Origin of the sequence: Polymorphospora rubra (assembly GCF_018324255.1) — a bacterium.
Lineage (GTDB): Bacteria > Actinomycetota > Actinomycetes > Mycobacteriales > Micromonosporaceae > Polymorphospora > Polymorphospora rubra.
On record NZ_AP023359.1, the window covers coordinates 2611053 to 2631894 of the forward strand.

The 20842-nt window shown below is 69.1% G+C and carries 18 protein-coding genes and 2 tRNA genes; 8 read left to right on the forward strand and 12 right to left on the reverse strand.

Translation table 11 applies throughout. From position 1 onward, the window contains the following. Positions 1 to 22: 22 nt before the first annotated feature. The gene (locus Prubr_RS12075) at positions 23 to 496 is read left to right on the forward strand and encodes a hypothetical protein (RefSeq protein ID WP_212824925.1); all 474 of its coding nucleotides are present in this window, start codon (positions 23 to 25) and stop codon (positions 494 to 496) included. Positions 497 to 562: 66 nt separating this feature from the next. Here the strand turns inward: Prubr_RS12075 and Prubr_RS12080 are convergent, their stop codons facing one another. The 7 genes from Prubr_RS12080 to gyrB form a co-directional block, all read right to left on the reverse strand. Next, a complete protein-coding gene (locus Prubr_RS12080) occupies positions 563 to 2476 on the reverse strand; it encodes a hypothetical protein (protein WP_212824927.1) in 1914 nt (637 codons plus the stop codon). A gap of 283 nt (positions 2477 to 2759) precedes the next feature. Continuing rightward, positions 2760 to 2835 (reverse strand) — tRNA-Ala (locus tag Prubr_RS12085). 28 nt (positions 2836 to 2863) lie between these two features. Continuing rightward, complete coding sequence (locus Prubr_RS12090) at positions 2864 to 2992, reverse strand: DLW-39 family protein (protein ID WP_212824929.1); 129 nt, start codon at positions 2990 to 2992, stop codon at positions 2864 to 2866. A 38-nt stretch (positions 2993 to 3030) separates the two neighbouring features. Further along, a tRNA-Ile gene (locus Prubr_RS12095) sits at positions 3031 to 3104 on the reverse strand. Between the two features lie 171 nt (positions 3105 to 3275). After that, positions 3276 to 4172, reverse strand: a complete 897-nt coding sequence (locus Prubr_RS12100) for a DUF3566 domain-containing protein (RefSeq protein ID WP_212824931.1) — start codon at positions 4170 to 4172, stop codon at positions 3276 to 3278. A 3-nt stretch (positions 4173 to 4175) separates the two neighbouring features. Beyond that, positions 4176 to 6698: a DNA gyrase subunit A gene (gene gyrA, locus Prubr_RS12105; protein ID WP_212824933.1), complete on the reverse strand. Its 2523-nt coding sequence runs from the start codon at positions 6696 to 6698 to the stop codon at positions 4176 to 4178. Between the two features lie 122 nt (positions 6699 to 6820). Continuing rightward, a complete protein-coding gene (gene gyrB / locus Prubr_RS12110) occupies positions 6821 to 8764 on the reverse strand; it encodes a DNA topoisomerase (ATP-hydrolyzing) subunit B (RefSeq protein WP_212824935.1) in 1944 nt (647 codons plus the stop codon). Between the two features lie 572 nt (positions 8765 to 9336). Between gyrB and Prubr_RS12115 the strand changes: the two genes are divergently transcribed. Then, positions 9337 to 9891, forward strand: coding sequence for a hypothetical protein (locus Prubr_RS12115; RefSeq protein ID WP_212824937.1), 555 nt, complete (start codon positions 9337 to 9339; stop codon positions 9889 to 9891). 6 nt (positions 9892 to 9897) lie between these two features. On the opposite strand, the gene Prubr_RS12120 is transcribed toward Prubr_RS12115, so the two are convergent. The 5 genes from Prubr_RS12120 to dnaA form a co-directional block, all read right to left on the reverse strand. After that, positions 9898 to 10500 (reverse strand): DciA family protein, encoded by a 603-nt coding sequence (locus tag Prubr_RS12120; RefSeq protein ID WP_212824939.1) that lies wholly within the window; start codon positions 10498 to 10500, stop codon positions 9898 to 9900. Continuing rightward, a complete protein-coding gene (gene recF / locus Prubr_RS12125) occupies positions 10490 to 11623 on the reverse strand; it encodes a DNA replication/repair protein RecF (protein ID WP_212824941.1) in 1134 nt (377 codons plus the stop codon). Before recF ends, Prubr_RS12120 begins: the two co-directional genes overlap by 11 nt. Positions 11624 to 11640: 17 nt before the next feature. Next, entirely contained in the window at positions 11641 to 12537 is an 897-nt protein-coding gene (gene gnd, locus Prubr_RS12130; RefSeq protein WP_425518045.1) for a phosphogluconate dehydrogenase (NAD(+)-dependent, decarboxylating), read from the reverse strand. A 5-nt stretch (positions 12538 to 12542) separates the two neighbouring features. Next, complete coding sequence (gene dnaN, locus Prubr_RS12135) at positions 12543 to 13676, reverse strand: DNA polymerase III subunit beta (protein ID WP_212824945.1); 1134 nt, start codon at positions 13674 to 13676, stop codon at positions 12543 to 12545. An 890-nt stretch (positions 13677 to 14566) separates the two neighbouring features. Further along, positions 14567 to 16408 carry a chromosomal replication initiator protein DnaA gene (gene dnaA / locus Prubr_RS12140; RefSeq protein ID WP_212827930.1) on the reverse strand — a complete coding sequence of 614 codons (1842 nt, stop codon included), beginning with the start codon at positions 16406 to 16408 and terminating at the stop codon, positions 14567 to 14569. 835 nt (positions 16409 to 17243) lie between these two features. Between dnaA and rpmH the strand changes: the two genes are divergently transcribed. The 6 genes from rpmH (at position 17244) to rsmG (ending at position 20806) form a co-directional block, all read left to right on the forward strand. Beyond that, positions 17244 to 17381: a 50S ribosomal protein L34 gene (rpmH, locus tag Prubr_RS12145; protein ID WP_212824947.1), complete on the forward strand. Its 138-nt coding sequence runs from the start codon at positions 17244 to 17246 to the stop codon at positions 17379 to 17381. Between the two features lie 36 nt (positions 17382 to 17417). Continuing rightward, the gene (rnpA, locus tag Prubr_RS12150) at positions 17418 to 17843 is read left to right on the forward strand and encodes a ribonuclease P protein component (protein ID WP_212824949.1); all 426 of its coding nucleotides are present in this window, start codon (positions 17418 to 17420) and stop codon (positions 17841 to 17843) included. Next, positions 17840 to 18133 (forward strand): membrane protein insertion efficiency factor YidD, encoded by a 294-nt coding sequence (yidD, locus tag Prubr_RS12155; RefSeq protein ID WP_212824951.1) that lies wholly within the window; start codon positions 17840 to 17842, stop codon positions 18131 to 18133. Before rnpA ends, yidD begins: the two co-directional genes overlap by 4 nt. Further along, positions 18130 to 19179 (forward strand): membrane protein insertase YidC, encoded by a 1050-nt coding sequence (gene yidC, locus Prubr_RS12160; protein WP_212824953.1) that lies wholly within the window; start codon positions 18130 to 18132, stop codon positions 19177 to 19179. Before yidD ends, yidC begins: the two co-directional genes overlap by 4 nt. A gap of 191 nt (positions 19180 to 19370) precedes the next feature. Next, a complete protein-coding gene (locus tag Prubr_RS12165; protein WP_425518009.1) occupies positions 19371 to 19952 on the forward strand; it encodes a Jag family protein in 582 nt (193 codons plus the stop codon). Between the two features lie 80 nt (positions 19953 to 20032). Then, the gene (gene rsmG / locus Prubr_RS12170; RefSeq protein WP_246568598.1) at positions 20033 to 20806 is read left to right on the forward strand and encodes a 16S rRNA (guanine(527)-N(7))-methyltransferase RsmG; all 774 of its coding nucleotides are present in this window, start codon (positions 20033 to 20035) and stop codon (positions 20804 to 20806) included. The last annotated feature ends 36 nt before the right edge of the window (positions 20807 to 20842 follow it).

Genomic DNA, 20842 nt, shown 5'->3' on the forward strand with positions numbered 1-20842 from the left:
CGGTCTGCCATGCTGGTCCGCGATGACCACCAGTTGGCGACACCTGCCCCCGTCCGCCCGTGAGATCGCCACGGCGAGCACCGCGGCCGTGGCCGCCGCACAGGCGCACGACGACGAGGCGTACGGGTCAACGGTGACCGACCTCGGCGCGGCCGACCGGTCCGGTGCCGTCCTCGGCGCGGTGGTCCGGCTGCTCCTGGAGGAAACCCACCCGGACGGCCTCGACGGCGACGACGTCCGGCAGGTGCTCGAACGGTGCGTCCGGTCCGCCACGACCTGGCAGCCCGGCGTGGATCCGCACGTGGTGCTGGTCCTGCTGGCCGGCGCGCTCGGCGTCTACGACCCCGACGACGACGCCACCCCGCCCGACGCGCAGGCCGTCGCCAGGCACGCGCCGCTGCTCATCGCCGACCTGCTGGCAGAGGGTGGCCGGTCACTCGACGCCTACCTGACCGCCGCCTTCGCCGAGATCGAGCGGACCGAGCTCCACGACTGACCACCGGCAGAACGGCGGGGAGGGCTGGACACCGCCACCCCTTCCCCGCCGTCACGACCGACCCGCTCAGCTGGTGGCTGCCACCGCGAACGAGTACCAGTTCGAATACTCACTGACCGTTCCGTTGGCCCGTACGGCGTACACGATCAGCTCCGTGAAGCCGCTCACGGTCGGCGTCCAGGTGATCGTCGCCCGGCCGTCGACGCCGGCGGCGACCTCGGTGTACACGGCCTCCGGATCAAACCCGAAGACGTAGCGGTACGCGACCGTGTCGGTCCAGCCCGGTGGCGGGGAGAACGTGAAGGTGCCCTCCACCCCGACACCCCCCGTCGGCTGCCCCGGAAGGTAGATGTCCGATCGGACCCCGGGCCAGGGGTCGAAGTACGTGAACCACCTCCCGTCCTCGGACACGAAGCCGTTGCCGCTGTGGCTGCGTACCGTCAGCCGGTGCCCGCCAGGGTTGGTGGCGACGAAGCTGAATTCGGCCGTGCCGTCCGCCGCGGCCTGCCTCGTCTCAGGCTGCCCGCTGTCCAGGATGACCTCGTAGTGCTGGACGCCGGTGATGCCGTCCGCCGGAACGAACTTGAGTCGTACCTCCTGACCCCACTCCGGCTCTCCGCTCTCGACCAGCACCTCCGGCGTGGACGAGGGCACACGAACCTGGTATTCCGTCGTCGGGGAGACGTTGCCGGCCAGGTCGACCGCGCGCACCGTCAGCCGCTGCGGGCCGGAGCCGTTGGGGCTGAGGATGATCGTCGCCGATCCGCCGGGAACGTCGGCCCGCACCCGGTTCGGATAGCTGAACGGGTCTCGACAGACCAGTTGCCCGACGGCACCGCCCTCGCTGCAACCGGTGGCGCCGAGGTCGTTCCAGGAGTACTCGAAGCCGGCAACGTCCCGGTCACCGTTGCCGGAGAACGTGAACACGGCGGGTTCGCCGACCGGCGCCCAGGCAGCCGAGCCCGAGGGCGGATAGTTCGCCGAGGTCACGGTCGGCGTCGAGGGACGGGTGGCGTCGTACGTGAAGAAGCACTTCTTCGACCACGCCGACACCTCCGCGCCGTCGCCGACCCGGGCCTGCCAGCCGTACGTCACCCCGTCGACCAGGGTGCCTTCCGGCAGGGTGACGCCGTTCACCCGCCCCGACCGGCCGCCGTCCCGGGTGAAGACGGTACGCGCCGCGGCGTCGCCTCTCGGCCAGATGGCGTACTCCGTCGTCAGGCCGAACTCGTCGGCCGGATCGGCGTCGGTACCGACCGCCTGGAGCCGGTGGGCGAACCCGCCGATCTTGGGGTACGGCCGCAGTTGGGTGCAGGCGAACCCGCCGTTGTAGAGATGGGTGTTGTCGATCTTCGGTGGCGAGTTGTACTGCACCGTCAGGTTGACGCCGCGGGACCAGTAGATGTGGCGACCGTAGCTGGCATCGCTCTCGTACTGCTCCGGCACCCGGATCTCGAAGGTGACCCGGCGCTGCTTCTTCGCGGCGGCGTCCCGCAGCGCGGCGCCGACGTCGAACGTGAGATGGGCCGGACAGAACTGCACATCCCCGCTCTCGGCGACCTTGGTCAACGGCTGCGGTGCCCGCCGCCAGGTCGGCGTCGAGTCCACCGCCCTCGTACGCCAGATCTCCATCGCCCGCTTGCCGCAGTCGGCCGCGCTGTACTCCTGGATGAACATCGTGCCGCCGTAGATCTTCTTACCCTCGAAGGAGGAGAGATCGAACGTGGCGTACACCCGCGACGTGTGACTCTTGCCGGTGTCGTCCTGCCACGTGCCGAGCGGCAGGTTGGCCCGGTCGCCCGCGTCGTACGCCTTGCGCGGGGTGGCCGAGTCCGTCCAGCCGAGCTGCACGATCGGCGGTGTTTCGTTGTGGGGTGACGCGAGTGCGACGCTCCCGGTGGTGACGACGGCGAGTCCGGTGACGGCGAGCGTCAACGCGAGCCCGCCGATGAGGCCACGGCGTGGCCAGATTCCTGTCACGTAGGTTGCCCTCCCGTATCCTGACCGGGCCCCCGCCCGGACAGTTACGGGCATCTAACTATCAGTTGCGATCATCGACAACAGGCTTTTCGGGCAACACCGGGGGCGACTATTCGATCATTCTGTGTTGCGCGGCAGATCAGGATCGCAACCAACAGCGCAAGCGTCGCCACGGCCACATCGTCACAGTCGATCCGCGTGTCCGCCATCCACCGTCGCGGTGGACGGCGGAACGAAGAAACCCTGCCACCGATGACGGGGCAGGGTTGGAACTTTGACCAGATGGTGGAGCCGAGGGGACTCGAACCCCTAACCCCTGCCTTGCAAAGGCAGTGCTCTGCCAGTTGAGCTACGGCCCCGCAGTGGCCGGAACCACCAGGGCGGACCTCAGCGAAGGTCGGGTGCGGTGGTGGCCTCGTGCCACAGGGCGCGCTCGTCGTTGGCGTCCTTGACCTTCTTGGCGACGAAGGCCGCGACGCCGATGACGCCGACTACGATCAGGATCTTCTTCAACATGGGGAGACCCCTTGATTGCTGTCGGACCGGATGTGGAGTGGGGCTAGATGGAATCGAACCATCGACCTCAGAGTTATCAGCTCTGCGCTCTAACCGACTGAGCTATAGCCCCCCGTGCGACGAGCAAGGTTACCGCACCGCCGACGCTTCTTTCCAATCGGGGGGTCGGTGTCGCCGTCGTCCGCTCTGCGACCCCCGCCGACCTGCGGTAACCGTAGGCGAATGCGAAACGCCGGGGCAACCGCGTTTCCGCGGCGCCCCGGCGTCCGGGAGCTTCCCGGCCTCAGTCGCGCTCGGCCAGGGTGAGTTCGACGCCACCGACCAGGTCGGCGCAGACGTTGTAGACGAAGGCGGCCAGGGTGGCCAGGGCGGTGAAGAGCACCACGTTGACCAGGCCGATCAGGGCCGAGGTGCCGATGACACCCTTGGCGGTGATCTGGAAGCCACCGCTGTCCTGACCGCCGCCGGCGTTGATCAGTTCACCGAGGCTGGTGTTGACCGTCCCGAAGACGCCCATTGCGTCGAGCGCCAGATAGAGCACCGACGTCGCCACGATCACCACGATGAAGAGCACCAGCGAGACGGCGAACGAGAACTTCATCACCGACCACGGGTCGATCCGCTTGACGTTCAGGCGGGCCCGTCTCGGGCCGCGCGAGGCGGCGGAGCCGACCGTGTTCCGGGCGGCGCGGACGGCCTCGGTCACCCGGGCCGCGCCGACCGCTCCCGGCCCGCCGGCGCCGTTTCCGCCGGCCGTGGCCTGGCCTGTCGAGCCGGGCGCGGCGCCGATGCCGGAGGTACGGATCGCGGTACCTCCTGCGGCCAGACGCCCCTGCCCGGCGGCGGCCGGACGGGTGGCTGTGCCGGCCTGACCGCCGCGGGCCCCGTCGCCGCCCGCGTCGGCCGGCGCCTTGGTCATCAGCACGTGACCCTGGCCCGCACCGCCGGCCGGCCCACCGTCGTCGGACGGCGCCATGCTGGCGCCCTGGTCAGCGGGCTGGTCGGGCGGCGGCGCCATCCCGGGAGCCCGCGTGAACTTGGGTGACGGTGTATCGCCGGGGACTGTCGCCCGACCAACGGCCGCGCGACCGGTCGCTGGTGCGCCGCTCTTCGCGGCTTCCTCGTCGACCGGGGCCGTCGGGGTCCCCGCAGCCCCCGACTTCGCCTGTGTCTCCGTCATCAACTAGTCCTGTTCGTCAGGCTCGTCGGCGTTGCGAGCGATGGCCACGATGGTTACGCCTTCTGGCAGGTCCATCAGCTTGACCCCCATTGTGTTCCGATCCCGCGTTCGCCGTACAGGCTTCACCGGAGTCCGGATGACCCCGCCGTTGCTCGTGATCGCGAACAACTCGTCATCCGGACTGATCACGACCGCTCCGACCAGCCCACCCCGTCGTTCGGTGATCTTGGCGGTCAGCACACCCTTGCCACCCCGTCCCTGGACGGGATATTCCTCGATCGGCGTCCGCTTGGCGTACCCGCCGTTCGTGGCGACCAAAACATCCATTCCCTCACGAACCACTTCCATCGCGAGGAGTACGTCATCGTCGGTGAACCGCATACCGATCACGCCTGACGTGGCCCGTCCCATCGGCCGCAGCGCCTCGTCGGTGGCGTTGAACCGGATCGCCTGGGCCTGCTTCGACACCAGCAGCAGGTCGTCCTCGGCGCCGACCAGGGCGGCGCCGACAAGTTCGTCCTCGTCACGCAGGTTGATGCCGATGATGCCGCCGCTGCGGTTGGAGTCGAACTCCTCCAGCCGGGTCTTCTTGACCAGGCCGTTCTTGGTGGCGAGCACCAGGTAGGGCGCGACCTGGTAGTTCGGGATCTCGATGATCTGCGCGATCTGCTCGTCGGGCTGGAACGCGAGCAGGTTGGCCACGTGCTGCCCCTTGGCGGTACGGCTGGCCTCGGGCAGCTCGTACGCCTTGGCCCGGTAGACGCGCCCCTTGTTGGTGAAGAAGAGGATCCAGTCGTGGGTCGAGCAGACGAAGAAGTGGCTGACGATGTCGTCCTGGCGCAGGGTGGCGCCGCTCACACCCTTGCCACCGCGCCGCTGCGAGCGGTATAGGTCGACCTTGGTCCGCTTGGCGTAGCCGGTCCGGGTGATGGTGACCACGACATCCTCGCGGGCGATCAGGTCTTCCATCGAGACCTCACCGTCGAACGGCAAGATCTTGGTACGCCGCTCGTCGCCCCACTTGGCGACGATCTCGCCGAGTTCCTCCGAGACGATCTTCCGCTGCCGCTCGGGCTTGGCCAGGATGTCCTTGAGGTCGAGGATCTCGATTTCGAGCTTGGCCAGGTCGTCGAGGATCTTCTGGCGTTCCAGCGCGGCGAGCCGACGCAGCTGCATGTCGAGGATCGCCGTGGCCTGGATCTCGTCGATGTCCAGGAGCTGGATGAGGCCCTGCCGGGCGTCCTCCACGGTCGGCGACCGCCGGATCAGGGCGATGACCTCGTCGAGCGCGTCGAGCGCCTTGACCAGCCCGCGCAGGATGTGGGCCCGCTCCTCGGCCTTGCGCAGCCGGTAGGCGGTACGGCGACGGATCACGTCGATCTGGTGGTCGACGTAGTGACGGATGAACTGGGCCAGGTTGAGGGTGCGCGGTACGCCGTCGACCAGCGCCAGCATGTTGGCGCCGAACGTCTCCTGGAGCTGGGTGTGCTTGTAGAGGTTGTTGAGCACCACCTTGGCGACCGCGTCGCGCTTGAGCACCAGCACCAGGCGCATACCGGTACGACCGGAGGACTCCTCGCGGATGTCGGCGATGCCGCCGAGCTTGCCCTCCTTGATCAGCTCAGCGATCCGCTCGGCGAGGTTGTCCGGGTTGACCTGGTAGGGCAGCTCGGTGACGACCAGACTGGTCCGGCCGCGCTTGTCCTCCTCGACCTCGACGACGGCCCGCATCCTGATCGAGCCGCGTCCGGTGCGGTAGGCGTCCTGAATGGCCTGGGTGCCGACGATCAGACCGTACGTCGGGAAGTCGGGGCCCTTGACGATCTCGATGAGCGCGTCGAGGGTGGTCGCCTCGTCGGCGTCCGGGTGCTCCAGGCACCACTGCACGGCGGCGGCGATCTCCCGCAGGTTGTGCGGCGGGATCTTGGTCGCCATGCCGACCGCGATGCCCTCGGAGCCGTTGATCAGCAGGTTGGGGATCCGCGCCGGCAGGATCGTCGGTTCCTTGGCCCGGCCGTCGTAGTTGTCCTGGAAGTCGACGGTGTCCTCGTCGATGTCGCGGAGCAGCTCCATCGCGAGCGGGGACAGCTTCGACTCGGTGTACCGCATCGCGGCGGCCGGGTCGTTGCCGGGCGAGCCGAAGTTGCCGTTGCCGTCGATCAGCGGATAGCGCAGCGACCAGGGCTGGGCCATCCGCACCAGGGCGTCGTAGATCGACGCGTCGCCGTGCGGGTGGTAGTTACCCATGACGTCACCGACGACGCGCGCGCACTTCACATAGCCGCGGTCCGGCCGGTAGCCGGAGTCGAACATGGCGTAGAGGATCTTGCGGTGTACGGGCTTGAGGCCGTCGCGCACGTCCGGCAGGGCCCGGCCCACGATGACGCTCATCGCGTAGTCGAGGTACGAGCGCTGCATCTCGATCTCGAGGCCGACCGGCTCGATGCGGTCGTGGACGATCGCGCCACCGGCGGCGGCCGGGGCGGCGTCCGGCTCGCTCTCGAAGGACTCGGGATTATCCGTCACAGTCAACCCTTATCAGACTTAAAGCCGCATATCGCTGTGGATAACGGCTGTGGAAACCGTCGAAGCTGTGGATAACTCGGTGACGCCCCGGTGTGGTCAATGGTTCAACCACCCCGAATCACCTAGATGTCCAGGAACCGCACGTCCTTGGCGTTGCGCTGGATAAAGGACCGGCGAGCCTCGACGTCCTCACCCATCAGAACGCTGAACAACTCGTCGGCGGTCGCCGCGTCGTCAAGAGTGACCTGGCGCAGCGTACGCGTCGCCGGGTTCATCGTGGTCTCCCACAGCTCCGGGTAGTTCATCTCGCCCAGACCCTTGAACCGCTGGATGTCGTCGGGCTTGGCGTTCGCCTTCTTCTGCTGGCGCAGCGCGATCAGCCCGTCCCGCTCCCGGTCGGAATAGGCGTACTGGGCGTCGTCGCCCTTCTTGTTCCACTTGATCTTGTAGAGCGGCGGGGCGGCCAGGTAGACGTGCCCCAGCTCGACCAGTGGACGCATGAAGCGGAACAGCAGGGTGAGCAGCAGCGTCTGGATGTGCTGGCCGTCGACGTCGGCGTCGGCCATCAGCACGATCTTGTGGTAACGCAGCTTCTCGATGTCGAAGTCGTCGTGGATGCCGGTGCCGAGCGCGGTGATCAGCGCCTGCACCTCGTTGTTCTTCAGCACCCGGTCGATCCGGGCCTTCTCCACGTTGAGGATCTTGCCGCGAATCGGAAGGATCGCCTGGGTACGCGGGTCGCGTCCCTGCTTGGCCGAACCACCGGCCGAGTCGCCCTCGACGATGAACACCTCGGACTCGCGCGGGTCGGTCGACTGGCAGTCGGCGAGCTTGCCCGGCATCGACCCGGACTCCAGCAGCGACTTGCGCCGGGCCAGCTTGCGCGCCTGCTGCGCCGCGATCCGGGCCCGCGACGCCTGGGTCGCCTTGGTGATGATCTGCTTGACCTCGGCCGGGTTGCGGTCGAACCAGTCGACCAGCCACTCGTTGCAGACCCGCTGCACGAAGCTCTTGACCGGGGTGTTGCCCAGCTTGGTCTTGGTCTGGCCCTCGAACTGGGGGTTCGCCAGCTTGACCGAGATGATCGCGGCGAGCCCTTCCCGGATGTCCTCACCGGTGAGCTTCTCGTCACCCTTGAGCAGCTTCTTGTCCGCGCCGTACCGGTTGACCACGGTGGTCAGCGCGGCCCGGAAGCCCTCTTCGTGGGTGCCACCCTCGTGGGTGTTGATGGTGTTGGCGAAGGTGTAGACCGACTCGCCGTACGACTCGTTCCACTGCATGGCGATCTCCACCGCCATGCCCTCCTCTTCGGCCCCGAACTCGATCACGCTCTTGTGGATGGGGCTCTTGGTGTTGTTGAGGTGCCGGACGAAGTCGGCGATGCCGCCCCGGTAGAGGAAGGTCACCTCGCGGGCGTTGCCGTCCTCCTCCTGCACCCGCTCGTCGCGCAGCCGGATGGTCAGGCCACGGTTGAGGAACGCCATCTCCTGGAGCCGGCGGTAGATCGTCTCGAAGGCGAAGTCGACGGTCTCGAAGACGCCCGGGTCCGGCCAGAACGACACCGAAGAGCCGGTGCGGTCGGTGGTCTCGCCCTTCTCCAGCGGCGAGGGCACCGAGTTGCTGTAGGTCTGCCGCCACACGTGGCCGGACTTGTGGATCTCGACGGCCATCTTCACCGACAGGGCGTTGACCACCGAGACGCCCACGCCGTGCAGACCGCCGGAGACCGCGTAGGCCTTGCCGTCGAACTTGCCGCCCGCGTGCAGCACGGTCAGCGCGACCTCGACACCCGGCTTCTTCAGCTTCGGGTGCAGGTCGACGGGGAAGCCGCGGCCGTTGTCGACCACGCGTACGCCACCGTCGGCGAGCAGCACCACGTCGATCGTGTCGCAGTAACCGGCGAGCGCCTCGTCGACCGCGTTGTCCACGACCTCCCAGACGAGGTGGTGCAGACCACGCTCACCCGTCGACCCGATGTACATACCGGGCCGCTTGCGGACCGCCTCCAAGCCCTCCAGCACGGTGATTGAATCGGCGCCGTACTCCTGCTTCTTCTGTGCTGACACCCTCGGCCACTTTCTCGCACCACCCGGACTGCGGCTCCGGGGGACACGGGGTTCGGCGGGCATTACGGCGGCAGGCGCGCGGCCGACACCACGATCGCGGTCGGGAACGACGGATCGCCGGATGGCCGGACACACCGGTCGCCGCGGACTCCCGCGGATCGCGATCGGCTGGGACTCGTGTCGGCAACCCGGGCAGCGGAGCAGCCCGGGCCGTCGTGCCACGATGTTCCTCGTCTCCATCTGAATCCTACTGTGCCCGGGCGACCAAACGGGTACGCGGCACCCGTGAAGGCGTCTGAGACGTTCATAGCCGGCCGAACCTCTCTGTCCGCGACTCCCCCCACACGCCACGGTGCGATCAAGGCTTCGGTTCCGGCGCCGTGCCCGACTCCGGTCACCGCGACACGCGGCGCGCGGGGGTCGCGAAAAGGGGTCGAGTGCCGTAATTTGGCGCGCCGTGGCCGACGGACGGCCGACGGGGCGCCAACCGCCCGCCCGCGCGGCGGCCAGAAGGCGGTCGACGGACCGCCGCGGGCCGCCCGACAGGGATCAACCAGGAGAGGTGGAGCCCGATGGGGCTGGACAACGTCGCCGTGCAGTGGCCCCGGACCGGCTCGTTCTACGAGCCGGTCGGCCCGGCGGGGTTCGCCGAGTTCGGCGAACTGGTCGACGCGTCGCACATCCCGGCACCGACCGCCACGCTCGCCGGACACATCGCCAAGACCGGAGCGGTACACGCCACCCCCTACACCGAACTGGTGGATCTCCTCCTCGGCCTGCAAGGTGTGCTGTACGCCACAGACGCCGCCGCGGAGGACGAGGACCCGGTGATCGACCCGGACGGCTGCGCCTGGATCGCCGGCGGGCTGGAGCGGTTCGTCGACGCGCACCGGGCGTACGGCGACGTGGTCACCTTCGACACCGTCGGGGCGGTGCTCCGCGCGGCCATCTCGGCCGGCCGCCTCGCCGAACAGCAGCTCCGATGGCTCGACGCCCGCCTCGACGGCCTGCGCGACGACGCCGGCCAGATCCCGCAGTGGCGCTTCCCGCACTCCGAACTGGTGGTCCTGTCCCGCTTCTACCGCCGCTGCGCGGACCAGGGCTTCGCCGTCTACGCCGACTTCTGAGCCCGGTCAGCCGTACGTGTCGCGGGGTCCGCGGCCGCGGACCCGGCGCGGGCCGCGCGACCAGGACGGCGCTGCCGGGCCGTGGATGTGGAGCTTGCGGACCACGTTGTGACCGACCTCGGCGGCGATCCGGCGCAGCAGCGAGGCGGCGAGCAGACGCAGCTGGGTCGCCCAGGCGGTCGACTCCGCCTCCACGGTCAGTTCGCCGTCCTCCAGCTTGACCGGCCGGCTGTGCTTGGCCACGTCCGGTCCGACGACCCGCTCCCAGGCCCCGAAGACGGTCGCCTCGGCGGCCGGTTGCTGCCAGCCCCGCGCCTTGACCAGCCGGGCCAGCACGTCACCGAACAACTGCGGGTCGCGCGGATCGGGGCCGGGACCGGAATAGCCCCGCAGCCGCCGCCGCGGTTGGCCGCCGGTCCCGTCACCGCCGTCGGGGTCCCGCTCCCCTCCGGTACGTCGGCGCGGGCGGGCGGCCTCGCGCCGGGCCCGGGCGGCGTCGAGCACCGCACGGGCGAGTTCCGGCCCGCTGGGCTGCGCCGCCTCCCCGCCCGCGGCCGCCGGCCGGTCGGCGGGTGGATCCGGCGGCTTGCGCCCGGAATCAGCCGGCACGACACACCGCCCCCTCGGACACGGTGAACCGGGCGCCCCGCAGTCCCTCCGGTACGTCCTCGGCCACGGCACAGGTCACCAGCATCTGCGTCGCGGAGCCGACCAGTTCGGCGAGCCGTTCCCGACGGCCGTTGTCGAGTTCGGCGAAGACGTCGTCGAGAACCAGCACCGGTTCGATTCCGTCGGCCCGGAGCAGGTCGTACGCGGCCAGGCGCAGCGCGAGCGCGTACGACCAGGATTCGCCGTGGCTGGCGTAGCCCTTGGCGGGCAGCGGGCCGAGCGTCAGCGCCAGGTCGTCGCGGTGCGGGCCGACCAGCGTCATGCCCCGGTCGACCTCCGACTGCCGGGCGGCGGCCAGCGCCGCGGCGAGCCCCGCCTCCAGCGCGGCCCGGTCCGGGGTCGTATCGGCGGCCTCGAGCGTCGAACGGTAGGCGATGCCGGCCGCCCCGCGACCGGCCGCCACGGCGTCGTACGCCTTCGTCACGTGCGGCGCCAGCGCGCCGACCAGGGCGAGCCGGCCGGCCAGCAGCTCCGCCCCGTGCCGGGCGAGGTGGGCATCCCACACGTCGAGCGTCGACAGGTCGCCGCCCCGGTTGCCGCCGGTCTTGCGGGCCAGGTAGGCGCTGCGCAGCAGGGCGTTGCGCTGCTTGACGACCCGTTCGTAGTCGGCCCGTACGCCAGCGAACCGGGGCAGCCGGGCAACCAGCAGGTCGTCCAGGTAGCGCCGCCGTTCGGCCGGATCGCCCCGGACCAGTTCGAGATCCTCAGGCGCGAACAGCACGAGCCGGAGCGCGCCGAGAACGTCCCGGGACCGTCGTACCGGCGACCTGCCGAGCCGGGCCCGGTTGGCCTTTCCCGGCACGATCTCCAGCTCGACGAGCAGTTCGCGTCCGCCGTGCACGATCTCGCAGCGGATCACGGCCGCGCCGGCACCCATCCGGACCAGCGGGGCGTCGGTGGCGACCCGGTGGCTGCCCAGGGTCGCCACGTAGCCCAGCGCCTCGACGAGGTTGGTCTTGCCCACACCGTTCGGGCCGACGAGTACGCTCGCCCCCGGCTCGAGGTCGACCACGACCCGCTCGTACGAGCGGAAGTCGACCAGTTCGAGCCGGCGGACATGCATACGCGACGACCCGTCGTTCAGTTCTTGTGGATCGCGTGACCGCCGAACTGCTGGCGGAGCGCGGCGATCGCCTTCATCGCCGGCGAGTCGTCCTGCCGGGACGCGAACCGGGCGAACAGCGAGGCGGCGATGACGTTCATCGGCACCGCCAGCCGGATGGCCTCCTCGACCGTCCACCGGCCCTCGCCGGTGTCGTCGGCGTAGCCGCGCAGGCTGGCCAGCTCCGGGTCCTCCTCGAGCGCGATGTCGAGCAGGTCGAGCAGCCAGGAGCGCACGACGGTGCCCTCCCGCCACGACTTGAAGACACCGGGGACGTTGGTCACCAGCTCCGACTTGCTGAGCAGCTCGTAGCCCTCGGCGTAGGCGTGCATGAGCCCGTACTCGATGCCGTTGTGCACCATCTTGGCGTAGTGGCCGGCGCCGACCGGACCGGCGTGCACGAAGCCGAACTCGCCCGGCGGCTTCAGCGACTCGAAGACCGGCATCAGCCGTTCGACGTGCTCCTCGGAGCCGCCGACCATGAGGGCGTAGCCGTTCTCCCGGCCCCAGACCCCGCCGGAGACGCCGACGTCGATGTAGCCGATGCCGACCGTGTTGAGCCGCTCGGACCGGGGCAGGTCGTCGGTGTAGCGCGAGTTGCCACCGTCGATGACGATGTCGCCGGCGGAGAGCAGCCCCGCCAGCTCGTCGACGGTCTGCTCGGTGACCGCCGCCGGAACCATGATCCAGACTGCGCGGGGTGCGGCCAGCTTCTCCACCAGTTCGGCGAGGCTGGCGACGTCGGTCAGGTCGGGGTTGGGGTCGTAGCCGACAACCTCGTGACCGGCCGTGCGCAGACGCTCGCGCATGTTGCCGCCCATCCGGCCGAGACCAACGAGGCCAAGCTGCATTTTCTGCCTTTCCTTCCGGTTCAGCGCGATCAGCGTGTGACGCGGATCGGCATGATCAGGTAGCGGTAGCCCTCGATGATCTCGCCATCCTCGGTGGCGGGCGAGATCACGGCCGACTTGAACGCGTCGACGAACGAGAGCACCGCATGGGGCGACCCGAGGTTCTGCAACCCGTCGATCAGGTACTGCGGGTTGAAGCCGATGGTCAGCGGTTCACCAGTGAAGGTCGCGTCCATCGCCTCGCTCGCCCGCGCCTCCTCGGTGCCGCCGGCCTCGACGACCAGGCCGTCGGAGCTGAAGCTCAGCAGGACCGGCGTGGTGCGCTCGGCGACCAGGGCGACCCGGCGGACCACCTCGACGAGGGCGGCCACGAGCACGCGGGCCGCGGAGTTGTGCGAGCTGGGGAACAGCGACCGCACCGGCGGGTAGTTGGCGCCGTCGAGAAGCCGGCTGGTGGTGCGCCGGGTGCCGCCGGCAAAGCCGATCATGCCCTCGCCAGCCGATCCCTGCGCAAGGGCGACGGTCACCTCGCCACCGAGCGGACCGAGCGTCTTGGCGGTGTCGGCGAGGGTACGGGCCGGCACGAGCGCGTTGATGCTGATGTCCGGGTCGTCGGGGCGCCACTGCATCTCGCGCAGTGCGAGCCGGTAACGGTCGGTGGCGAGCATCGCCAGCGTCGAGCCGTTGAGCTCGACCCGGATGCCGGTCATCATCGGCAGCGTCTCGTCGCGGCCGGCGGCGATGGCGACCTGGGCAACGGCGGCGGCGAACGCGGCGGCGTCGACGCTGCCCGTGCTGGCCGGCATCTCCGGCAGCGCCGGATAGTCCTCGACAGGCATCGTCGGCAGCGTGAACCGGGCGCTGCCGCAGACAAGTTCCAGGTGTGCCCCGACGGCGGCGATGTCGACCGGCTTGGCGGGCAGCGCCTTGGTGATTTCGGCGAGCAGCCGGCCGGAGACCAGTGCGGCACCGTCGGCGTCACCCTGTACGTCGACGGTCACCTGGCTCGAGACCTCGTAGTCGAAGCCGGACACGTGCAGGAGACCATCGGTCACCCGCAGCATCACTCCGGCGAGTACCGGGACGGACGGCCGGCTGGGCAGGCTCTTGGCCGTCCATGCCACGGCGTCGGCGAGCGCGTCACGCTCGACTCTGAACTTCATGCCATGCCTCCGCGTCGACTGATGGACAAAGGTAGCTGCTGCCGCCCAGTGGCTGCCGCCGGCAGCCGGACCCGCTGCTCACAACGGTCCGCTGACGGGTCTTCCACCGGCTGGTTCTCGCACCTGGCTGGTTCCTGTACCCGGCTGGTTCCCGCACCGGGTCTTCCACCGGCGGTCGGGCTGTGGGGTGCGGCCGGCGCACGTAGGTCCCCACCGAACCTTAAGGCGACGACCCGGGCGGCGTACGCCCGCCCCCGGTGCTTCGTCCGATCGGATGTCTCTCGATGGGCCGGCCGTCGGCCGGTCCACAGAATCCACAACGCTGATGATTGGGTTTTGATCTCTTTAGAAAAATCTCTCATCGTCTTCATCGGTGTTGTGGATTCTGTGGAGAACCGAAGTTTTCCCAGCTCAGCTATGTTATCCACCGGTGGTTTCCCTGGGGATAACCAGGGTTCAAACTGGCACTTCCATCCACAGGTGCCGCCTGCTGCCTGGTTGTCCACAACTGCTCACCGGCAATCCACAGGCTTTCCACAAGGTTTTTCCCCAAGGGTGTGGATCGCCAAGTGAAGATCGAGATTAGTTGTCCCCAGATCCTTCAACAGGTTTCCCACAACCTACCGTTAACCTGTGGGTAACCCGATCACTCTCTGTGCATGTCCACAGCTGTTTCCACAGGTCTTGTCCACAGGTTGTGGGCAACCGGCTGGCTGACGCGGTGTGGTTGTCCACTGCGGTGGATAACCACCTGTGGACAGTGTGGACAACCGGTGGACAAAAAACGCCCCGTCCACAGGAGGACGGGGCGCTTCGGAGACCCGGAGACAGGTGTCGCGGTTATCCACAGGTGGATCAGCGATTGATCCACTACCTGCGGTTACCGGGTGTCAGGAATTCTGCTTGATCCGGTTGGTCAGCTCGGCGATTTGGTTGTAGAGCAGCCGGCGCTCGGCCATCTGCTGTCGGATCTTGCGATCGGCGTGCATGACGGTGGTGTGGTCGCGTCCGCCGAACGCCTGCCCGATCCGGGGCAGGGACAGCTCGGTCAGCTCCCGACACAGGTACATGGCGACCTGGCGGGCGTTGACCAGTACCCGGGACCGGGAATGCCCGCGCAGATCCTCCAGGCTGACCCCGAAGTAGTCGGCGGTCGCCGCCATGATCTGGTCGGCGGTGATCTCCGGACCCTGGCCGTCCGGGATGAAGTCGCGCAACACCTCTTCGGCCAGGGCCAACTCGACCGCGGTGTGGGTCAGGCTGGCGAACGCGGTCACCCGGATCAGCGCGCCCTCGAGTTCGCGGATCGAGTTCGACACCCGCGAGGCGATGAACTCCAGCACGTCCGGCGGGGCGTACAGGCGCTCCTGGGCCGCCTTCTTCTGCAGGATCGCGATCCGGGTCTCCAGGTCCGGCGGCTGGATGTCGGCCAGCAGTCCCCACTCGAACCGGGTACGCATCCGGTCCTCGAGCGTCGCCAGCTGCCGCGGCGAGCGGTCGGATGTGATCACGATCTGCTTGTTGGCGTTGTGCAGGGTGTTGAAGGTGTGGAAGAACTCCTCCTGCGTACGCTCCCGGTTCTCCAGGAACTGGATGTCGTCGATCAGCAGGATGTCGACGTCGCGGTAGCGCCGCTGGAAGGCGCTCGTCTTGTCGTCACGCAGCGAGTTGATGAAGTCGTTGGTGAATTCCTCGGTCGAGACGTACCGCACCGACCGGGCGTTGCCCAGGGTCTGCGCGTAGTGCCCGATGGCGTGGAGCAGGTGCGTCTTGCCCAACCCGGAACTGCCGTAGATGAACAGCGGGTTGTACGCCTTGGCCGGCGACTCGGCGACGGCGACCGACGCGGCGTGCGCGAACCGGTTCGACGAACCGATGACGAACGTCTCGAACATGTACTTCGGGTTGAGCCGGTTGCCACCGCTGTCGGGCGTGGCGCCTGGGCGGCGGTCGTCGCGACCCGGCAGCCGGAGGTCGTCGCGGTTCTGGGTCCGACCCGGACCGCTGTCGGTCCCGCCGCCCAGGTTGCGGATCGTCGGCTCGTCACCCCGCAGCCCCGTCGCGTCGCCGCGGTAGGTCCGGTCCGGCTGATCGGTCCGGGCGTCGCGCCGCTCGGGATGGGGGGCGGTGCGCGGCGCCCCGGACAGGTGTGGAGCCACGGGCGGTGGCCCGGGCTCCACGTACGGCTGCGGATACGGCGCCGCGAACAGCGCGTCCTGTGTGCCGCCGCGGTCGGGGCCGGTGGACGGCTTGGTGTGTGCTTCGGGCTCGGGCCGGCCGGGGCCGGCGGAGTGGTGGGCGGAGCCGGCGCCGGGATGCTGTGCCGAACCGTTCGGCGGCATCGGCAGCTCGGCCTGTGGTGGCGGGCGGTCGACCTGCTCGGTCGGGAACCGCGCGAGGACGGGCTGAATCGGGAACGAGGTGGGGTCGGGGACGGCGGCGCTGCCGTAGACCGTCCCGTTCGTCCGCGATTGACCGTCTTCGGGTGCCCGTACGGTGACGGCCACCTGGATCGGCCGGCCGAGCCGCCGGGACAGCGCCTCGGTGATGGCCGGCCGCAGACGCGATTCGATGACGTCCCGGGTGAAGGCGTCGGGTACGGCGAGCAGTGCGGTGTCCTCGACGATGGCGCGCAGCCGGGTCATGCGCAGATAGGCACGCTGCTGAGCCGAGACGATCTCGTCGGCGAGTTCGTCGGTAGCAGCAGTCCAGACCGCGGCAAGGTCGACCATGTCGGTCACCGTCGCGCCACCCCCATCGCATCTGAGTACCCGGCTGCCGCTGGTCTGTGGACCTGACCGCCCGGTGCTAGCCACCCACCAGGCACGATGTCGTGCGGTGGTCGACCGTTGGATCCGTTGTCCACAAGTTATCCACAGCCTGTGTACCGACCGATTGTGGCGTCCCGGGTGCCGTCTGTCAGGCCCGGATGGTGCCGGATCCACCGTCGATACGGCTTCACCGTGCCGAACGATCGACCACCTCGCCCAGTTTTGCCCCTGTCTGCGGCAATCCCTCGCCCCCCGAGCATGCCGACCGGCAATCGGGCACGCTAACAGCGTTGTCCACAACCCTTCAACCGCCGTCCACACCTGGGCGTTGGCGCCATCAGTGAAAACCGTCCCGCGACCGCGGCCACCGGTCCGGTCCGCCACCCGGTAGGGCCGCCGCCCTGGATGTTTGACCGCGATTGCCACCGTGCGTAGGCTGGAGCGGCTGTGCCGTCGCCCTCCTGATAGGGTGGCGGTTGCTTGTTGAGCGACCTCGTGTGAGACGGGGGAAGCTCAGGGAAGCAACAGCTCAGGGAAGTAACGGTTCAGGGAAGTAACGGCTCGGGAAAGCGACCCTCGGGACAGCAGAGCCCGGGGCAGCAGTGCCGGGCTCGGGAAATAGTGCTCGGGGAAGCAGCAGGACCGAGAAGCAGGAAAGATCCGAGGCCCGGATCCGGTTTCCGGATCAAGGGATCGGACGGGTCAGACCTGCGGCCGGCAAGCGGTGGATCGACACCAGACATGACACGAACTCGGACGGGTCGCCGTCCGGGCGCACGAAGACGGAGAGCCTGACGTGAGCAAGCGCACCTACCAGCCGAACAACCGCCGGCGCGCGAAGACCCACGGCTTCCGGCTGCGCATGCGCACCCGGGCCGGCCGTTCGATCCTCGCCACCCGTCGCTCGAAGGGCCGCGCCCGCCTGTCGGCCTGAGGGCTGGCGGTTCCGGTCCGGAAGATGTAGGCAGTCGTGCTGGCGACCTCGCATCGACTGCGGCACAGCAGCGAGTTTGCCGCAGCGATGCGCGCCGGCCGGCGGGTCAACCGCGGCTCGGTGGTCGTCCATCTCGACCTTGGTCCTGATGCCGACCGGTCCGGGCCAATAGTCACCACGAAGCCGGCACGCGACGCCGGTGCGGAGTCCAGCTCCCCGCCGTCGCGTGCCGGCTTCGTCGTGTCCAAGGCCGTCGGCGGTGCGGTCGTACGCAACCTTGTCCGGCGTCGGCTCCGGCACCTGGTACGGGAGCGGCTCGACACGCTGCCGGCCGGCTCGACCCTGGTGGTACGGGCGCTGCCGAGCGCAGCGGAGGCGCCGTACGGCCGGCTCGCGGCTGACCTCGACGCGGCCCTGACCGCCGCTCGGACGTCCCGACGAACCTCTCGGCAGCGCCGATGAGCGGCGATCACGACGCCCCGCGGCGGATGACACTCGGCGCCCGAATGCTGGCAGGGCCCATCATCGCGTACCGTCGTTGGATAAGCCCGGCACTGCCGGCCCGCTGTCGGTTCTACCCGTCGTGCAGCGCCTACGCCCTCCAGGCGGTGGAGCGACACGGTGCGCTACGGGGATTTCTGCTTGCGGTCCGGCGGCTGTTGCGCTGCCACCCCTTCCACCCCGGTGGGTATGACCCGGTGCCGGAGCCGGGCAGCTGCCGTCGTGCCGATGTGACTGGAGCCCCGAATTGAGTCTCGACTGGATCTACTGGGCGATCTCGTGGATCCTGCTGCTCTGGCACTCCGCGTGGGACGCGGTCGGGGTGCCGGCGACAATGGTGCTGGGCACCAACTGGTCGTGGATCCTCGCGATCGTGTTCCTGGTGGTCACCGTACGGGTGATCCTCTTCCCGGTCTTCGTCAAGCAGATCAAATCGCAGCGGGCGATGCAGGCGCTCCAGCCCAAGGTCAAGGAGCTGCAGGAGAAGCACAAGGGTGACCGGGAGTCGCTCCAGCAGGAGATGATGGAGCTCTACCGGAAGGAAAAGGCCAACCCGCTCATGGGCTGCCTTCCGATGTTCCTCCAGATCCCGGTGTTCCTCGGCCTCTTCCACGTGCTCCGCCGGCTCAGCCCGGACAACCAGGGCAAGACGCTGTACGGCTGGACCGCCGAGCAGTTCGACAGCGCGGCCAGCGCTACGCTGTTCACCGCGCCGATCTCCGGCAAGTTCGGTTCGACCGCCGAGGAACTCGCCCGGATGGGCGCAAACGGCACCACCGTCAAGATCATGGCCGGTGTGCTGGTCTGCATCATGATCGCCACCACCTACCTGACCAGCCGGCAGATGATTCTCAAGACCGGCTGGGCCGAGGACCCGCAGCAGCGGATGATCCAGCGCCTGATGCTCTACGGCATCCCCGCTTCACTGCTGATTTCCGGCGCGATCTTCCCGATCGGTGTGATCATCTACTGGGTGACGAACAACCTGTTCACGCTCGGCCAGCAGCAGTGGGTGCTGCGCAAGTTCCCGCCGCTGGTGACCGCCACCAGCAAGCCGGGAGCGGGTAAGCCGGGTACGGGCAAGCCCGGAACCGGCAAGGCCAACCTGAGCAAGCCGGGTGCGGGCAAGGCGGGTGCCGGCCAGCCGGCGAAGCCCGCCGGCCTGTTCGGTCGGGGCAAGGCGAACGGCACGCAGCCGGAGGCGAAGCCGGCGGTCGACACCAAGGCACTGGCCCCGAAGCCGGGCGCCAAGCCGGTCAACCCGAAGAAGGGGCGGCCCGCGAAACGCCAGGGTTGAAGCTGACCGAAAGTCGGGCCGGCAGCCGTCGCTGCCGGCCCGGGATCCCGGACCGGGATCCACCTTCGAGGCGCTCCCCGCGTGCCGAGCAACGCCCCCACGTAGACGTGCCGTGACTGTCGGCGATCTTTGCCGGTCACGGAAACCAGCCGACCGTCACTGGTCCGGCCGACCGAGTACGGAGATGACACGTGACCGACACCAGCACTCCCCGCACCGAGGCTCCAGACGAGCAGGCCGATGTGGCCGTGACCGAGGCCCGGGCCGAGGACACCAGCGACGCCGGCGCCGAGGAGTCCAAGGCCACGAGTGACGCCGAGCTCTTCCGGCAGAGCGAGATCGCCGCGGATTACGTCGAAGGACTACTCGACATCCTCGACTACGACGGCGACATCGACGAACTGGTGTCCGGCGGCCGGCCGATGGTCGAGGTCGTCGGTGACCGGCTGCAGCCTCTGGTCGGCCAGCGTGGTGCCACCGTCGAGGCGCTGCAGGAGCTGACTCGACTCGCGGTGTTCCGGCAGACCGGCACGCCGAGCCGCCTGCTGCTCGACGTCGGCGGATACCGGGCCAACCGGCGCAAGGAACTGGCGGCGGTGGCGCGTAACGCGGTGGAGAAGGTCAAGGAGTACGGCGAGGACGTCCGCCTGGAGCCGATGTCCGCCTTCGAGCGCAAGTGCGTCCACGACGTGGTCAACGCGCTCGCCGGTGTGCAGAGCGAGTCGGAGGGTGTCGAGCCGAACCGCCGGATCATCGTCCGTCCCGCAGGCTGAAAACCGATATGACGCACGATCCAGCGGCACCAGCCGCTCCCGGCCCGGGTGGCGTGACGCCGCCCGGGCCGTATCAGTCGATGCCACCCGCCGGGCCGGCGCCGTCCGTGGGTGATCCGGTGCCTGTCCCCGACGACCTCGTCGCGGCGGCCGGGAGACTCTTCGGTGACCGCTTGCCCCTCGCCGCCACCTACGCCGAGTTGTTGGCGACCGAGGGAGTCGTACGTGGCCTGATCGGGCCGCGGGAAGCTCCGCGGATCTGGGACCGGCACCTGCTCAACTGCGCCGCCGTCGCAGAGTTGATCCCCCGCGACGCGCTCGTGGTGGACGTCGGCTCGGGGGCCGGTTTGCCCGGTCTCGTGCTCGCGGTGGCCCGACCGGACCTCTCCGTCGTTCTGATCGAACCGCTGGCCCGACGTACCGCCTTCCTTGACGAGGCGGTGGACCGGCTCGGCCTCGCAGGATCGGTGACGGTACAGCGTGGGCGGGCCGAGGAGTTCGCAGGCGGTGGCCTTGCGCCTGCCGACGTGGTCACCGCGCGGGCGGTTGCGCCGCTCGACCGGCTCGCCGGTTGGTGCCTGCCACTGGCTGCCGTCGGCGGCCGACTTGTCGCACTGAAGGGCAGCTCCGCGCCGGCCGAGGTGGCCGAACACCGCGATGCGGTCGACCGGCTGGGCGGCGGTGCCGCGGTCGTACGGCAGTGCGGGGTAGGTCTGATCGACCCACCGACGACGGTGGTGGAGATCATCCGGCAGCGTGACGTTGCACCAGCGCGCTCCAGAACGACTCGGCAGACGGCTGACCGGACGGGGCCTGGCGCGAACGTCGCGCGGAAGCGGGCCAGGCGGCGCTGACGGACAGGCTGTGCGGCCCCGTGTGATCGGGCTGAC

Coding starts and splice junctions, on each gene's coding strand:
- Prubr_RS12075 (WP_212824925.1), top strand. CDS start 23: ATGACCACCAGTTGGCGACACCTGCCCCCGTCCGCCCGTGAGATCGCC.
- Prubr_RS12090 (WP_212824929.1), bottom strand. CDS start 2,992: ATGTTGAAGAAGATCCTGATCGTAGTCGGCGTCATCGGCGTCGCGGCC.
- Prubr_RS12100 (WP_212824931.1), bottom strand. CDS start 4,172: ATGACGGAGACACAGGCGAAGTCGGGGGCTGCGGGGACCCCGACGGCC.
- Prubr_RS12115 (WP_212824937.1), top strand. CDS start 9,337: ATGGGGCTGGACAACGTCGCCGTGCAGTGGCCCCGGACCGGCTCGTTC.
- recF (WP_212824941.1), bottom strand. CDS start 11,623: ATGCATGTCCGCCGGCTCGAACTGGTCGACTTCCGCTCGTACGAGCGG.
- dnaN (WP_212824945.1), bottom strand. CDS start 13,676: ATGAAGTTCAGAGTCGAGCGTGACGCGCTCGCCGACGCCGTGGCATGG.
- dnaA (WP_212827930.1), bottom strand. CDS start 16,408: ATGGTCGACCTTGCCGCGGTCTGGACTGCTGCTACCGACGAACTCGCC.
- yidD (WP_212824951.1), top strand. CDS start 17,840: ATGAGCGGCGATCACGACGCCCCGCGGCGGATGACACTCGGCGCCCGA.
- rsmG (WP_246568598.1), top strand. CDS start 20,033: ATGCCACCCGCCGGGCCGGCGCCGTCCGTGGGTGATCCGGTGCCTGTC.